The sequence below is a fragment of the Flavobacterium aquidurense genome (assembly GCF_031458035.1).
GTDB classification, from domain to species: domain Bacteria; phylum Bacteroidota; class Bacteroidia; order Flavobacteriales; family Flavobacteriaceae; genus Flavobacterium; species Flavobacterium aquidurense_C.
Genome location: NZ_JAVDXR010000004.1, coordinates 184,922 through 201,260 on the forward strand (window position 1 = coordinate 184,922; position 16,339 = coordinate 201,260).

Annotated in this window: 14 protein-coding genes; 13 read left to right on the forward strand and 1 reads right to left on the reverse strand. The window is 33.6% G+C overall.

Annotation, left to right across the window (positions count from 1 at the left end; genetic code table 11):
• Positions 1 to 74: 74 nt before the first annotated feature.
• Positions 75 to 818, reverse strand: coding sequence for an RDD family protein (locus J2X17_RS08275; protein WP_310296447.1), 744 nt, complete (start codon positions 816 to 818; stop codon positions 75 to 77).
• Between the two features lie 20 nt (positions 819 to 838).
• On the opposite strand from J2X17_RS08275, the gene J2X17_RS08280 reads away from it, so the two are divergent.
• From J2X17_RS08280 to J2X17_RS08340, 13 genes are all read left to right on the forward strand, one after another.
• Entirely contained in the window at positions 839 to 1,819 is a 981-nt protein-coding gene (locus J2X17_RS08280) for a stage II sporulation protein M (RefSeq protein WP_310296449.1), read from the forward strand.
• Positions 1,820 to 1,897: 78 nt separating this feature from the next.
• A complete protein-coding gene (locus J2X17_RS08285; RefSeq protein ID WP_310296451.1) occupies positions 1,898 to 2,605 on the forward strand; it encodes a DUF4129 domain-containing protein in 708 nt (235 codons plus the stop codon).
• Positions 2,598 to 3,803 carry a DUF4350 domain-containing protein gene (locus J2X17_RS08290; RefSeq protein WP_310296452.1) on the forward strand — a complete coding sequence of 402 codons (1,206 nt, stop codon included), beginning with the start codon at positions 2,598 to 2,600 and terminating at the stop codon, positions 3,801 to 3,803. Before J2X17_RS08285 ends, J2X17_RS08290 begins: the two co-directional genes overlap by 8 nt.
• Before the next feature lie 134 nt (positions 3,804 to 3,937).
• On the forward strand, positions 3,938 to 4,951 hold the full coding sequence (locus J2X17_RS08295; RefSeq protein ID WP_310296454.1) for an AAA family ATPase: 1,014 nt from the start codon (positions 3,938 to 3,940) through the stop codon (positions 4,949 to 4,951).
• Between the two features lie 154 nt (positions 4,952 to 5,105).
• Positions 5,106 to 6,437: a DUF58 domain-containing protein gene (locus J2X17_RS08300; RefSeq protein ID WP_310296456.1), complete on the forward strand. Its 1,332-nt coding sequence runs from the start codon at positions 5,106 to 5,108 to the stop codon at positions 6,435 to 6,437.
• Positions 6,438 to 6,593: 156 nt separating this feature from the next.
• Complete coding sequence (locus J2X17_RS08305; protein ID WP_310296458.1) at positions 6,594 to 7,679, forward strand: sulfatase-like hydrolase/transferase; 1,086 nt, start codon at positions 6,594 to 6,596, stop codon at positions 7,677 to 7,679.
• Between the two features lie 44 nt (positions 7,680 to 7,723).
• Positions 7,724 to 8,647: a DUF2167 domain-containing protein gene (locus tag J2X17_RS08310; protein WP_310296460.1), complete on the forward strand. Its 924-nt coding sequence runs from the start codon at positions 7,724 to 7,726 to the stop codon at positions 8,645 to 8,647.
• 197 nt (positions 8,648 to 8,844) lie between these two features.
• Positions 8,845 to 9,636: a TrmH family RNA methyltransferase gene (locus tag J2X17_RS08315; protein WP_310296462.1), complete on the forward strand. Its 792-nt coding sequence runs from the start codon at positions 8,845 to 8,847 to the stop codon at positions 9,634 to 9,636.
• Between the two features lie 17 nt (positions 9,637 to 9,653).
• The gene (locus J2X17_RS08320; RefSeq protein ID WP_310296465.1) at positions 9,654 to 11,192 is read left to right on the forward strand and encodes a serine hydrolase; all 1,539 of its coding nucleotides are present in this window, start codon (positions 9,654 to 9,656) and stop codon (positions 11,190 to 11,192) included.
• A gap of 281 nt (positions 11,193 to 11,473) precedes the next feature.
• Positions 11,474 to 13,693: a RelA/SpoT family protein gene (locus tag J2X17_RS08325; RefSeq protein WP_310296466.1), complete on the forward strand. Its 2,220-nt coding sequence runs from the start codon at positions 11,474 to 11,476 to the stop codon at positions 13,691 to 13,693.
• A gap of 72 nt (positions 13,694 to 13,765) precedes the next feature.
• Positions 13,766 to 14,308 (forward strand): hypothetical protein, encoded by a 543-nt coding sequence (locus J2X17_RS08330; RefSeq protein WP_310296468.1) that lies wholly within the window; start codon positions 13,766 to 13,768, stop codon positions 14,306 to 14,308.
• A gap of 184 nt (positions 14,309 to 14,492) precedes the next feature.
• Positions 14,493 to 14,951 (forward strand): Fur family transcriptional regulator, encoded by a 459-nt coding sequence (locus tag J2X17_RS08335; protein WP_026981862.1) that lies wholly within the window; start codon positions 14,493 to 14,495, stop codon positions 14,949 to 14,951.
• 97 nt (positions 14,952 to 15,048) lie between these two features.
• Entirely contained in the window at positions 15,049 to 16,320 is a 1,272-nt protein-coding gene (locus J2X17_RS08340) for an adenylosuccinate synthase (protein WP_310296474.1), read from the forward strand.
• Positions 16,321 to 16,339 lie beyond the last annotated feature (19 nt).

Here is a 16,339-nt window from a genome sequence, read left to right on the forward strand (position 1 = left end):
AACTAAACACTCATTTTCAAAAAAAAAAAACCTTAGAACCTTAGTATCTCAGCACCTCAGAACCTTCCAAAAATCTACATATTCTGCGTATAGAAATTATAATCTTTCAGAATCACTCTGATAAAATCACTATTCTCTCCTGATTGCTTTTTGATTCCGGTAACACTTTCAATTTTAGCTACCAATTTATAAATAATTTCATGATCATTTTTTTTCTCGGCTTTCAAAAAAGTTTCCTTAATAATTCGCATGTCATTATCAGACAATTTTATAACCAAGGGATAAGTTGGAACGTACGAATTTCCGATTTCTTCAAGAATTGTGTGGCTGATGTTGATTTTATTTTTTAATGTAATAACAGCCGTTCCTGCTGCCATATCACCTAATCGTTGCGAATTTTTACTCGAAACCACAGCCACTAAAGCAACTGATCCGCCAAGAATTGAAATGTCTATGAGTCTAAAAAACCAACGCACAAAGTAATCGCCAAAACCCGCCTGATACCCATCTATTTTAACCACTTTTATTTTTAGCAGTTTTTTACCAAGAGTTTGCCCCTCAAAAATACTTTCTAAAGTGATAGAGTACAGTAAAACCGGAAAACAAATTATAAAAATAACCGCTCTTCTTGACCAGACATCTAAACCTGCAAATACCCTGTCAAAACGAAAAAAGTAAAAAAGTACAAATGCAACCACCAATATATAAGACGATTTAATAACTAAATCTATAAAATAAGATCCTATTCGCGCGCCTATAGAAGCGGCAATAAAATTAATTTTAACATTTTGTGTCGTGGTTATAGATAATTCTGACATATTTTATATTTTAGCCTACAATGAGAGAAGTTGCCTTCATAAAACAAAATAAAGAAAAATGGCTGGAGTTTGAACTCGCTATTTTTGGTAAAGCTAAAAAAAATCCTGATGAGTTAGCTAATTTATACATTCAAATGATGAATGATTTGTCGTATGCGCAAACGTATTATCCTAAAAGTAAAACAGTTGTTTACTTAAATCATCTTGCTTCTCAGATTTATCAAAAAATTTACAAAACCAAACGAACAGAGAAAAACAGAGTTTCAGAATTCTTTAAAACTGAAGTTCCGTTGCTTGTTTACGAATATAAAAGGTATTTATTGTACGCCTTTATTTTGTTTTTTACTATGGTCGGAATAGGTGTAATTTCTGCACGTTATGATACAGATTTTGCCAGATTGGTTATGGGCGATGACTATATCAACATGACTTTAGAAAACATAAAAAAAGGAAATCCCATGGCTGTTTACGGTACTTCGACCAATTGGGGAAGTTTCATTGGCATCACCGTTAACAATTTGAAAGTTGGTGCACAATGTTATTTTTATGGCATTTTTGGTGGTCTTGGAACCTTTTATTATCTAATGCAAAACTGTATTATGCTAGGATCATTCCAGTATTTTTTCTTCGAGCATGGCGTTTTCTGGAAAAGCGTTCGTGGCATATGGATTCATGGTTCTATGGAAATCTTTGCAATCGTAATTGAGTCTATGGCGGGATTTATTTTTGGAGCTTCAATACTTTTCCCAAAAACATTTTCAAGATTGAATTCTTTTAAAATTGGGTTTAAAAATAGTTTCAAAATATACCTAAGTACAATTCCTTTTACGTGTGCAGCTGGTTTTCTGGAAGGTTTCATAACACGTTATTCTATCGATATGCCTATTTGGTTAAGCGTTTCTATTATAGTATCTACTTTGGGTTTAATTTCATTTTATTATTTAATTTATCCTGCTATAGTACACAAAAAAGTACAACAATTATCAGCCCATTTGAATTAATCGAAACCACTAATGAAGAGAATCTTTTTTATTTTATCCTTCTTTTTTTGCTTTGGCATCTCAAATGCTCAGGATACCTTGGCTAAATCCGAACCTCCAAAAGTGGGTTCTGTAAAATATTCTGAGAAAGATATTCAGATTGATTCAGACACGATACAGGCCAAAACATTTTCTAAAAACTTCAAAAAAAAATATACAGCCCCTGAATTTATTTATGAGCCAAAAGCGCCCGAAAGAGGTATTTGGGACAACATCAAAGAATGGATTGTAGATTTTATAAGAAGGATTTTTGCATTCAATGATCCTGAAAAATCTGTGACCGTTGCCTTTATTGTTTTACGAATTTTGGCTGTTCTTATTATTATCGCTGTCATTTATTTAATCGTTAAAGCTTTAATTAATAAAGAAGGACAATGGATTTTTGGAAAAAATGCCAACAAAAGAAACGTCCAATATTCTGATATTGAAAAAAATATTCACTTACTGGATTTCGAAAAACTTATCAAAGAAAGTATTCAAAACGGAGAAAAACGAATTGCAATTCGTTACTATTACCTTTGGTTACTGAAAGTTATGGCGCAAAATAATTATATCGAATGGGATATCGAAAAAACCAATTCTGATTATTTGTACGAACTTAAATATCCGGCACATAAAGAAGAATTCACCTATTTGTCTTACTTATACAATTATATTTGGTATGGCGAATTTGAAATTGATGAAACTTCTTTCATAAAAGCCGAAAACCGTTTTAAGAAATCCATAAAAACCTTTAACAATGAATAAATCCATAAAAATTTATATCGGTGTTCTGGTTTTTGTGTTAGCCCTGATTCTAATAACAGATCGCAACGAAAAGAAACCTATAGACTGGCGTCCCACATTTTCTGTGCACGACAAAATTCCATATGGGCTGTACATTTTTGATAAAGAAATTGGTCCACTTTTAAAAAATCAGAAAATTGAAAGGATAGCCAATGTAACGCCGTATGAATATTTAGATTCAAAATACGATGCAGATACCTTAGTCAAAGAATACAAAATAAAAGGCACTTTTTTAAGTATTTCTGAACTTGACAATATTGATGAACAATCGGTTACAGAACTTTTCTATTTTGTTTCGCACGGAAATAATGCATTTTTAAGCATGAGAAGATTTCCTGAATCTTTAATGGATAGTTTGAAAATTGCTACAAAATACACTTTCCATGAGCCAAAAAACAATCTGGTTTGGATGGCAAATAAAAATGTTAGCTCAAAAAAATATATTTTCCAGCAATCTGTAGAAGATTATTTTTTTAAAATAGACACCGCAAACACAACAGTTTTAGGTTATCAGGGAAATTCAAAAAAAGAGAAACACATCAATTTTATAAAAGTTCCGTATAAGAATGGTTATTTTTATCTTCATACACAGCCAGCTGCCTTTACGAACTTTCATTTATTGAAAAAAGATCATTATCAATATGCTGAAAATGTAATGTCTTATTTACCAAAGGGTGCTATTTTTTGGTACACAAAACTGCAAAAAGACGAGTCCATTTCAAGCTCAAGAATGCGTTTTATCTTTAGTCAGCCGGCCTTAAAATGGGCTTGGTATTTAAGCTTAATCGGAATAGTAATTTTTATTGTTTTTAATACCAAACGAAAACAACGCATTGTTCCAATACTAAGACCTTTATCTAATTTAACGGTCGATTTTACCAAAACAATTGGAAATTTATATTATCAGGAAGGCGATCACCGAAATCTGATTGACAAAAAAATTATTTATTTCCTGGAGAAAATCAGAAATGAATATTTAATTGACACTACAAGACTTGACGATAATTTCATTAAAAAACTGCATCATAAAACTGGGAAAAATGAAACCGATATTCAGGAACTTGTTTTTCTGATTAACGAACATCGAAATAGTTATCACGGCAATCTCGAAGAAGATTTAATCAGAATTAATAACGCGATTGAGAAAATATTGCATTAAATTAAAAAAATATTAGCCACAGATTAAATGATTTTCACAGATTAAAAATTAGGCAAGTTTCTAAAAATCAATTTAATCCTTTTAATCTGTGGCAAAAAAAAATAAAAATTCAACAAAAGAAAACATACCAAACCATGGACGATATCAATAGAACAGAAACCGAAATCACAAATGAAAATGTGAATTTTGAAACGAGAATTAACCTAGCACCGCTTTTGGAGCATGTAAGTGCTATCAAAAAAGAATTGGAAACTGTTATTGTAGGGCAACACAAAATGGTTGATCAGCTTTTGGTTGCGATTTTATCAAATGGACATGTTTTGCTTGAAGGTGTTCCGGGAGTTGCCAAAACTATCACAGCGAAATTATTATCTAAAACCTTAAATATTGGCTTTAGCCGAATTCAGTTTACGCCAGATTTGATGCCATCAGATATTTTGGGAACTTCAATTTTCAATTTAAAAAGCTCCGAATTTGAATTCAAAAAAGGTCCTATTTTTTCCAATTTAATTTTAATTGACGAGATAAATCGTGCTCCTGCCAAAACACAGGCCGCACTTTTTGAAGTTATGGAAGAACGCCAGATTACGATTGACGGTTCCGCTTTTCAACTGGATACTCCTTTTTTGGTAATTGCAACTCAAAACCCCATTGAGCAGGAAGGAACATACCGTTTGCCGGAAGCACAATTGGACCGTTTTCTATTCAAAATTTCAATTGATTATCCAAAATTAGACGAAGAAATCCTGATCATCCAAAGAGAGCATTTATTACAGGATCACGGAAAATTAGAAGCTATAAAAACCATTCTTTCCGGTGAAGAAATTAAAGCATATCAGGCTTTAGTCAAACAAATTAGAGTCGAGCAAAATTTACTGGAATACATAGCAAGAATTGTTGTCAATACACGTGAAAACGCCTTTTTATATCTAGGAGCTTCGCCTCGTGCATCGATCGCAATTTTAAATGCCGCCAAAGGTTTCGCAGCTATTCGTGGCCGTGATTTCGTAACGCCTGAAGATGTAAAAGAAGCTGCAATTCCGGTGCTGCAACATCGTGTTATTGTAACTCCGGAACGTGAAATGGAAGGTATTACAAGTACTGAAATTATTAAGCAGATCTTGGAAACTGTCGAGATCCCGAGATAATTATTAATTGTTAATGGTTAATTGTAAAATGTGAAATGTGAAATGTGAAATACTGTATCAGGTTGAGCGTCCCGAGGCTTCTGGAGAAACCTTTTTAAACCTGAAACTTGAAACCTGAAACCTGAAACAAAAAAAACTTTAAAACCCTTTTAAATTGAATTTCATAAAAAGCCTATATCTGAATAACTTCTTTTTCTATATCCTTTTAGGAATTATAGGACTGTTTATTTGTGCTTTTATTTTTCCGAATTTATACAACGGAGTCTGGTTTATTGTTTTGGTTTTAAGCACCTTTTTAGGTCTTGATATTTTGCTTTTATATTTAACGAGAACAGGAATTGAAGCAACGAGAAAAACGCCGGAAAAACTGTCAAACGGCGATTTAAATCAGATTCAGATTACAATTAAAAACCAATATACTTTTCCGATCTCAGTAAAGGTTATTGACGAAATTCCGTTTCAATTTCAGATTCGTGATTTCAAGATTATAAAAGCGATTCCGGCTTCAGGTCAAAAAGAAATAGGCTACGATTTACGTCCAACAGAACGTGGCGAATACTTTTTTGGAAATTTGAATATCTATGTTTCTTCCCCCTTAAAATTAATTTCCCGAAGATTTACTTTCGATAAAGATCAAATGGTGCCAACATATCCTTCATTTATGCAATTGAAGAAATACGATTTACTAGCTTTTTCGAATAATTTATACCAATACGGAATCAAAAAAATTCGACGAATTGGTCATACTATGGAATTTGAGCAAATTAAAGAATATGTTCAGGGCGATGATTTGAGAACGATAAACTGGAAGGCAACGGCCAAGAAAAACGCACTGATGGTGAATCAGTTTCAGGACGAAAAATCGCAATCTGTTTATATGGCGATTGACAAAGGCCGTGTGATGCAAATGCCTTTTGACGGCTTGAGTTTATTAGATTATGCGATAAATTCGACCTTGGTTTTGTCTAATGTGATTTTGAAAAAGCAGGACAAGGCTGGAATTTTTGCTTTCTCTAAAAAAGTAGAAAACAGAGTTTTTGCAGAAAGAAGATCTTCGCAAATGCAAAAAATACTGGAGACTTTATACAATATCAAAACCGATTTCTTCGAAAGTGATTACAGTCGATTGTATGTTGACATCAAAAAAAATATCAATCAGAGAAGTTTGATTATTTTGTACACCAATTTCGAAACGATGGACGGTTTAAATCGACAATTACCTTATTTGAAAGGAATTGCAAAAAGTCATTTATTGGTTGTAGTATTTTTTCAGAATACCGAATTGAATTCATTAATCAACAAAAAAACAGACACCGTTCAGGAAATTTACGATAAAGTCATTGCCGAAAAATTCATGTTCGAAAAACGTTTAATCGCCAATGAACTTAAGAAATACGGAATACATTCGGTTTTGACGCAGCCTGAGAATTTAACTTTGGATGCTATCAATAAGTATTTGGAAATTAAGGCAAGAGGGATTTTATAGATTGTGAAATGTGTTTTGTGAAATGTAAAATGCTGATTAAGAAAATTAGCCACGACTTCACACATTATATTGTTCAAGCTTAAAATAAAAATTCGTGAATTCGTGGCGGAAAAAAATCTAATCATTAGATACCAGAACTTTTATAACTTAGGAAAAATGAAAAAAATAATTCTAATCCTACTCGTTTTCACAAGCTTTTTGTCTTCAGCACAAAAAACAGAAAACATCATTATCATTACCACAGATGGTTTTAGATGGCAGGAAGTCTTTAAAGGAATGGATCCGGCAATTGCCAATGATAAAAAATTCAATCAGGGAGACAGTACCTATATTTATAAGAAATATTCAAGTTCTGATTTTAAAGAAAGTCGTAAAAAACTAATGCCATTTTTATGGTCAGAAATTGCGTCGAAAGGACAAATTTATGGCAATCGAAATCTCGGTAATAAAGTAGATGTATCCAATCCGTATTGGTTCAGTTATCCCGGATATAGCGAAATTATGACCGGAAATGTTGATATAGCTGTTAATTCAAATGGTTATAAGGCTAATCCAAATGTGAATATTTTAGAATTTCTAAATCAGCAGCCAAAACTTAAGGGAAAGACAGCTGCTTTTGGTGCCTGGGATGCTTTTGACCGAATTTTAAATGAGGAAAGAAGTGGTTTTCCTGTCATTTCAGCCTTTGATAAAGTCGGAGGAAACAAACCTACGGCAGCGCAAAAATTACTAAATGAAATGCGAGATAATTCGTTTAAACCTTTTCATAGCGATGAATGTTTGGATGTTTTTACACATTATCAAGCTTTAGACGAACTTAAAAATAATAAACCAAAAGTACTTTATATCGCATACGGAGAAACCGATGAGTGGGCACATTCCGGACAATACAGATCGTATTTAGATGCTGCCAATCAGGTTGATAAATGGATAAAAGAGATTTGGGAATTTGTACAAAATGATCCACAATACAAAAACAAAACTACTTTATTAATTACCGTAGATCATGGCCGTGGCGACAAAACAAAAGCACAATGGACAGATCATGGGGCTGATATTGCAGGTGCATCTGAAATTTGGTTTGCTGTAATTGGACCAGAAATTGCAGCAAAGGGCGAAATCAAAACAGATTCTCAATTCTATCAAAAACAATTTGCACAAACCATCGCAAAAATCATGGGATACAATTTTTCCACAGATCATCCGGTGGCGAATGAAATTCAGGAATTACTCCAAAAATAAATTTAACAACCCCTAATAATTAACCATTAACCAACCAAAAATCAATGAAAAGAATTCTACTAACTATTTTATTATCTGCCGTTTTCATTCCTAAAATAACGGCCCAAGCAGATACAACTGCAGCTTATTATGAAAAAATCGACAATTCTTTGAAGTATGAAACAGGAAAAATTACCTTAACGGAAGGAGAAGGAGTTTTGAATGTACCTAAAGGATTTAAATTCTTAAACGGAGAACAAACTCAACATGTTTTAAGTGACTTATGGGGGAATCCTAAAGATGAATCCATTTTAGGAGCACTTGTTCCAGACGGAAAAGGCGTTACACATAGCAACAGCTGGATGTTTGTAATTAGTTATCAAGGCGATGGTTTCGTAAAAGATGATGACGCTGCCGACATCGATTATGACGATTTGCTAAAAACCATGCAGGAAGATACCAAAACAACAAGTGAGGAAAGAAAAAAAGGAGGTTATGACGAAGTTCAATTAGTGGGATGGGCATCAAAACCATATTATGATAATAATTTAAAAGTGCTGCACTGGGCAAAAGAATTAAAATTTGGTCAAAGCACTATTAATACCCTGAACTATGATTTAAGAGTTTTGGGAAGAAAGGGAATGTACAATATTTCGGCAGTGGCCAATATGGATGAGCTTGCTGAAGTAAAAGCAAGTATTCCCGGAATCTTAAAAAGTGTTGAATTTAACGATGGTCATAAATATCTAGATTTTGACGCTGATACTGATACCGTTGCGGCATGGACAATTGGAGGTTTAGTAGCTGGAAAAGTTCTGGCAAAAGTGGGATTCTTTGCAATTTTGGCAAAATTTGGAAAAATTATAGTTGTCGGAATTATTGCTGCATTTGCTGGTCTTAAAAAGTTCCTTTTCGGTAAAAAAGAACAGGTTATGACAAGACCAAAAGAAGAGGAAGAACTTGTAGAAGAAACTGCTTCGGAGGAATAGATTTTTTTTACCACGAATTACACTAATTTTCACTTATTTTTTATTCGCATTAAAGCAATACTAATTCGTGAAAATTAGTGTAATTCGTGGCAAACTTTTTTTGTTTCTATACTGAAACCTACAAGGTTTCGAAAACCTTGCAGGAAGAAAAAAACTCTGTACCTTTGAACCTTTGCAACTTTGAGCCTTTAAAAAAAATGAAACAAATCACTTCAATACAAAATCCGTTTATAAAATCACTTGTTTTACTTCAGGAAAAGGCAAAAGCCCGTAAACAAACCGGAACATTTTTGATTGAAGGTCTACGCGAAATTTCAATCGCTTTAAAAGGCGGTTATGAAATTGAAACCGTTTTATTTTTACCGGAATTAGTAACTGAAAATCAAATTAATAAATTGGTTAATACACCAGTTCAGTTAATTGAAATCAATAAAGAAGTTTACCAGAAATTAGCTTACAGAGATACAACAGAAGGAATTTTGGCAATAGCCAAAACAAAATCGTTACAATTATCAGATTTAAAACTATCTGAAAATCCTCTAATTTTAGTGGCTGAAGCACCTGAAAAACCAGGCAATATAGGAGCACTTTTGCGTACCGCAGATGCTGCCAATCTGGATGCGGTTTTAATTGCAAATCCAAAAAGTGATTTATACAATCCAAATATTGTGCGTTCAAGCGTAGGCTGTTTGTTTACCAATCAAATTGCGACAGGAACAACAGCGGAAATCATTGCTTATTTGAAAGAAAAAAAGATTAATTTTTATTGCGCCACTTTACAAAATTCAACTTCATATCATACACAAAATTTCACTACTCCAACGGCATTAGTTGTTGGAACTGAAGCGACTGGATTAACGCAGGATTGGCGTGATGCAGCGACACAAAATATTATCATTCCGATGCAGGGCGAAATTGACAGTATGAACGTTTCTGTTGCTGCTGCAATTTTAATTTTTGAAGCCAAACGTCAAAGAGGATTTAACTAAAAACCAATACGCATATTATGAATTACAAATTATCTCTTTTAGCCTTATTATTTAGTTTTTCGGTTTCGGCACAAATCACCAATCAGGAGGTTGATGAATTGGTAAACCGTACCATAAAAGCTTTTGATGTTCCCGGAATTGCGGTTGCGATTGTCAAAGACGGAAAAGTTGTTTTAGCAAAAGGATACGGAGTAAAATCAGTTATAACACAGCAAAAGGTTGATGCCAATACACTTTTTGGAATCGCATCAAATAGCAAAGCTTTTACAACGGCTGCACTCGCCATGCTGGTTGATGAAGGTAAAATAAAATGGGATGACAAAGTGATTACTTATCTGCCGGATTTTAAAATGTCTGACGATTACGTAACACGAGAATTTACGATTCGCGATTTATTGACGCACAGAAGTGGTCTCGGACTTGGAGCCGGTGATTTGATGATCTGGCCTGACGGAAGTGATTTTACAGCGACGGATATTGTTCATAATTTAAGATATTTAAAACCCGTTTCAAGCTTTAGAACCAAATACGATTATGACAATTTGATGTACATTATTGCCGGCGAAATCGTGCATGTTGTAAGCGGACAAACCTGGGCTGCCTTTGTTGAAACCCGTATTATGAAACCGTTGGAAATGAACAACAGTGTGGCTTCATTAAAACGATTAAAAGATACTTCGAATGTAATTACCCCTCACGTTCCAATTGATGGAAAATTAAAAACCATAAAACGTTATGAAAATAACCTTTTTGACGGTGCTGCCGGAATTTACTCCAGTGTAAATGATTTGAGTAAATGGGCAATTTTACAAATCAATAACGGAAAATATGGCGACAACAAACAATTGTTTTCAGAGAAAGAACACGATGAAATGTGGCAGTTGCAGACAATTATTCCGACCAAAACAAGACCTCCGTACAATACTCATTTTTCAGGATATGGTTTAGGCTGGGTTTTAAATGATGTAAAAGGATACAAACAAGTTTCTCACACAGGAGGATTAGAAGGAAATGTGACACAAACTACTTTGATACCGGAATTAGGTTTGGGCATTATCGTACTGACTAATCAACAATCAGGAGCTGCTTTTAATGCAATTACCAATACTATTAAGGACAGTTATCTAGGCATTAAATCGGATGATTATGTAACAGTTTACAGCAACCGTATGAAAGCTAACGAAGAAAAAGCAGATAAAGTTACAGATGAAGTTTGGGCAACTGTTGCTAAAAACAAAAAAGACAAATTAAAAACTGATTTTTCTAAAATCACAGGAACTTACAAAGACAATTGGTTTGGCGAAATTACCATTACCGAGAAAAAAGGAAAACTATATTTTGCTTCAAAGCGTTCTCCTCAACTAGCTGGAGAAGTATTTTTCTATAAAGATGGAAATTATGTCGTGAAATGGAATAATGCTTTTTTCCATGCGGATGCCCATTTGCTTTTCAAATATGATGCAAACGGAAACGTAATCAACCTAAAAATGCTTCCAATTTCTGAATTAACTGATTTTAGTTATGATTTTCAGGATTTAGACTTTTTGAAATTTTAGATTTTAGATTTTAGATTTTAGATTTTAGATTTTAGATTTTAGATTTTAGATTTTAGATTTTAGATTTTAGATTTTAGATTTTAGATTTTAGATTGAAAATTAAATTCTGTGAATTTAATTTTCAAAGAAACAGCTCTTGCTAAAATTCAGACTATTAAAGGATCTAAATTTTCCTTGATTTCACATTCAAAAAATCTAAAATCTAAAATCACAAATCAGCAATCTAAAACCTTGCGTATATTCAAACTAATGCTTATTTTTAGTACTTGAACTATGCCGTTATGATAGAAATAGATATTGAAAAAGAAAACAAAGCGATTGCGCAGGAATACAAAGAATTACTTCGAATAAGTTACCAGACTTTAACACCAGCTGATAAAAAACTAATCCGGAAAGCATTTGATGTGGCTGTTGACGCCCACAAAGAACAAAGACGCAAATCTGGCGAAGCGTATATCTTTCATCCTATTGCAGTTGCGAAAATTGTTGCTTCCGAAATTGGTTTGGGAGCGACCTCTATCGCTGCGGCTTTATTGCACGATGTTGTTGAAGATACACCAATTACTGTTGAAGATATTGAACGTCTGTTCAATCCAAAAGTGGCACAATTAGTTGAAGGTCTAACTAAGATTTCATTAGTTCAAAAAGATTTAAATGCCTCAATGCAGGCAGAGAATTTCAGAAAAATGATTCTGACTTTGAATGATGACGTTCGCGTAATTCTAATAAAATTAGCCGATCGTCTTCATAATATGCAGACTATGGACTCGATGGTCGAATACAAACAGACCAAAATCGCCTCTGAAACACTTTATATTTATGCTCCCCTCGCCCATCGTTTGGGACTTTACAATATCAAAACCAAACTTGAAGATTTAGGTTTAAAATATACAGAGCCGAACGTTTACAATGATATTGTGAGCAAAATCAGAGAAACGAAAGAGGAACAAGATGCTTACATCAAAGATATTTCAGATGTTTTGAAGAAATCTTTAGACAATGAAGATATTGACTATATCATAAAAGGTCGTCCGAAATCTATTTATTCGATTCGTAGAAAAATGCGTGCGCAAAATGTGAGTTTTGATGAAGTTTATGACAAATTCGCGCTAAGAATTGTTTACAAAGCTGATCCACATGACGAAAAATTTATTGCCTGGAAAATCTATTCGATTGTAACAGACCACTACAGACCGAGTCCAAGTCGTTTGCGTGACTGGATTTCATCCCCAAAATCAACCGGTTATGAAGCTTTGCACATTACCGTAATGGGACCAAAAGGCCGTTGGGTTGAAGTTCAGGTTCGAAGCGAGCGTATGGATGAAATTGCAGAGAAAGGTTACGCTGCACATTACAAATATAAAAATGGCGCAACCGAAGAAAGCGGTTTGGATGTCTGGCTGAATTTACTTCGCGAAGCACTGGAAAACCAGGAAACAAATGCAGTTGATTTTGTAGAAGATTTTAAAATGAATTTATATTCAAAAGAAATCTTCGTCTTTACTCCAAAAGGAGAAATCAAATCGTTGCCAAAAGGAGCTACTTCATTAGATTTCGCTTTTAGTATTCACTCTGAAATTGGAATTAAAACCAGAGGAACTCGTGTAAACGGGCGTTTGGTTCCATTAAATCATGAGCTTAAAAGTGGTGATCAGGTCGAAGTTATTACTTCTGCCAATCAAAAACCAACTGTAAACTGGCTGGAATATGTAACAACATCCCGCGCTAAAAATAAAATTAAAAACGTTCTAAACGAGAATACCAAAAAAATTGCTGAGGAAGGAAAAGAGTTATTAACGCGAAAACTGAAGCATTTAAAAATAACCATCAGCGAACAGGTTATCAATGAATTGGTTAACTTCTTCAAACTTAAAACAAGTCTGGATTTATTTTACAGGGTTGGAATTGGTGCGATCGAAAATCAGCAGTTAAAAGATTACGCAGCACAAAAAAGCAATTCGTTTATCAATTTCTTTAAAAATAAAATCAAAAGAAATAAAGACACTGCGGACGAGGATATTCATAAACCAGTCATTAGCAGCAATTATGACATGTTGGTTTTTGGAACAGAACATGACAAGCTTGACTATAAACTTTCGCAATGTTGTAACCCAATTCCGGGTGACGATGTTTTTGGTTTCGTAACCATCAACGAAGGAATTAAAGTGCATAAAAAAGACTGTCCGAACGCGATTGGAATGCAATCAAATTATGCATACAGAATCATGACTGCTAAATGGATAGATTCTTCTCAGGAAGAATTTAAAGCCATTATCAATATTACCGGAATGGATGTTTTGGGACTTACCAATCAATTGACAAGAGTTATTTCCAACAATATGAGTGTGAATATTCAGAGTATTTCGTTGAGTACTGATGCAGGAATTTTTCACGGACAGATTGCGGTTATTGTCAAAAACAATACGATTTTGAAAAAGATGATTAATGCAATCAAAAAAATTGACGGAGTTGATAAGGTAACAAGAGAATACAGAACTTAAGTAAGTCGAAAGTTTAAAGTCTTAAAGTCAAAAGGCACACTATATTGTGACTATTTAAATAAATATTTTTTTATGGAAAATGAAAACTTAGAAATTCCAGAAATCAATTTTGATGTAAATGGTGATCTTATTATTGTTGCTTCTAAATCTTCTTCAAAAAATGATTTCGATTTTTTTCAGGGAAAATCTGTTATTAAAAATAAAAAACTAAAACAGCGATTTGTGAATTGTACTGAATGGATTGAGTTTCCGTCAACCCAGGAAATGTACAAGATTTTGAATGGCATTGGCAATATTGATAATTTCCTTGCCACTTTCGACGGAGAACCTTTTGAAGGCATGACGGTTCGCCTATTTAATCCAAAAACAAAATTGTGGAGTATTTATTGGGCAGATTCCAATACCGGAACTTTAGATAAACCCGTTGTTGGTTCCTTTGAAAACAAAGTTGGGCATTTTTTCTCCCAAGATATTTTTGAAGGCAAAAATTTAATTCAGGTATTTCGTTGGGATGCCAGAGATGAAAACAATCCAGTTTGGAGTCAGGCTATGTCTGATGATAAAGGAAAAACCTGGGAATGGAACTGGTACATGTACATGTCAAAAACGAACTAAAGAATTGTTTGTTTTATCAAAAATAAAAATAATTATGTTAATTAAGTTCGCTTGGGTTTCGTAAAAATTAGCGGTTCAAAAGCCTGTATTTGGTACGTTGTTACTGATCAAATCGACATTAGAACGTTAAACTTTAAACCCGAAACTTTTATTCATTAAAAATAAAAAATTATCTTTGCCGGATATGACACTCATTTCAACTGACAACACTAAGAATCAAGAAATTGTAAAAAATGTTTTTACAATGTATCTTGAACAAAAAGGGCATCGCAAAACTCCTGAGCGTTATGCTATACTTCAGGAAATTTACGATAGCGAAGAGCATTTTGATATAGAAAACCTTTATATCAAAATGAAAAACAAAAACTATCGTGTGAGTAGAGCAACGTTATACAACACGATCGAGTTATTGTTGGACTGCGCTTTGGTTAGAAAACATCAATTTGGACAAAATCAGGCTTACTACGAAAAATCGTATTTCGACAAACAGCACGATCATATTATCATGACCGATTCTGGCGAAGTAATCGAATTTTGTGACCCAAGAATTCAAACCATCAAAAAAACAATCGAAGAAATATTTGATATCGAAATTACGAATCATTCACTTTATTTCTACGGTAACAAAAAGCAAAAACAATAATCCCGAAAAGGCATTATTTAAAAAATAAAAAAAAAGAAAATTAACTACATTAATCAGTAGGGCAATTTAAATTGTCTCAACGCAAATTAAAAACAGAATGACCGTAGATTTATTACTAGGATTACAATGGGGAGATGAAGGTAAAGGAAAAATTGTTGACGTTCTTACCTCAAATTACGATATTATTGCACGTTTTCAAGGAGGACCTAATGCAGGACATACATTAGAATTTGACGGAATTAAACACGTACTTAGAACCATTCCTTCAGGGATTTTTCATAAAAATTCAATTAACATCATCGGTAATGGTGTTGTAATAGATCCGGTAGTTTTTCAAAAAGAAATCGAAGGTTTGGAGAAATTCAACCTTGATATCAAAAGCAAATTGATCATTTCGAGAAAAGCGCATTTAATTTTACCAACACACCGTTTATTAGATGCAGCTTCTGAGGCATCAAAAGGTAAAGCAAAAATTGGTTCTACTTTAAAAGGAATTGGTCCAACTTATATGGATAAAACAGGTAGAAACGGTTTACGTGTTGGAGATGTAGAATTAGAAGATTTCAAAGAAAGATACAGAGCATTAGCAGACAAACATGAAGCAATGATTGCTTTTTATGATGTTGCCATTCAATATAATTTAGCTGAACTTGAAAAAGAGTTTTTTGAAGCTATTGAAGAATTAAAAAAATTAGATTTTATTGACAGTGAAGAATACATGTACCAGGCTCAAAAAGCTGGTAAATCTATTTTATGTGAAGGAGCTCAGGGTTCTTTACTAGATGTTGATTTCGGAACTTATCCTTTCGTAACTTCATCAAACACTACTGCTGCCGGAGCTTGTACTGGTTTAGGAATTGCTCCTAACAAAATCAAAGAAGTTTACGGAATTTTTAAAGCTTACGTTACTCGTGTTGGTAGCGGACCTTTCCCAACAGAACTTTTTGACGAAGTTGGGGCTACAATGGCAAGAGTTGGAAACGAATTTGGATCTGTTACAGGAAGACAAAGACGTTGCGGATGGTTAGACTTAGTAGCTTTGAAATATGCAGTGCAGGTAAACGGTGTTACACAATTAATGATGATGAAAGGCGATGTTCTTTCAGGATTTGAAACTTTGAAAGTTTGTACTGAGTATAATTACAAAGGTCAAAACATTTCCCACTTTCCTTATAACATCGAGCCAGAAAATGTAACTCCAATTTATAAAGAATTTAAAGGATGGCAAGCTGACTTAACTGGATTGACTACTTATGATGCCTTGCCTGTTGAGCTAAAAGAATATATTGAATTTATTGAAGCAGAAGTGGGAGTGCCAATCAAAATTGTATCGGTTGGGCCAGACAGAAAGCAAACAATCACAAAATAATAATTACTAAACGCTCTGA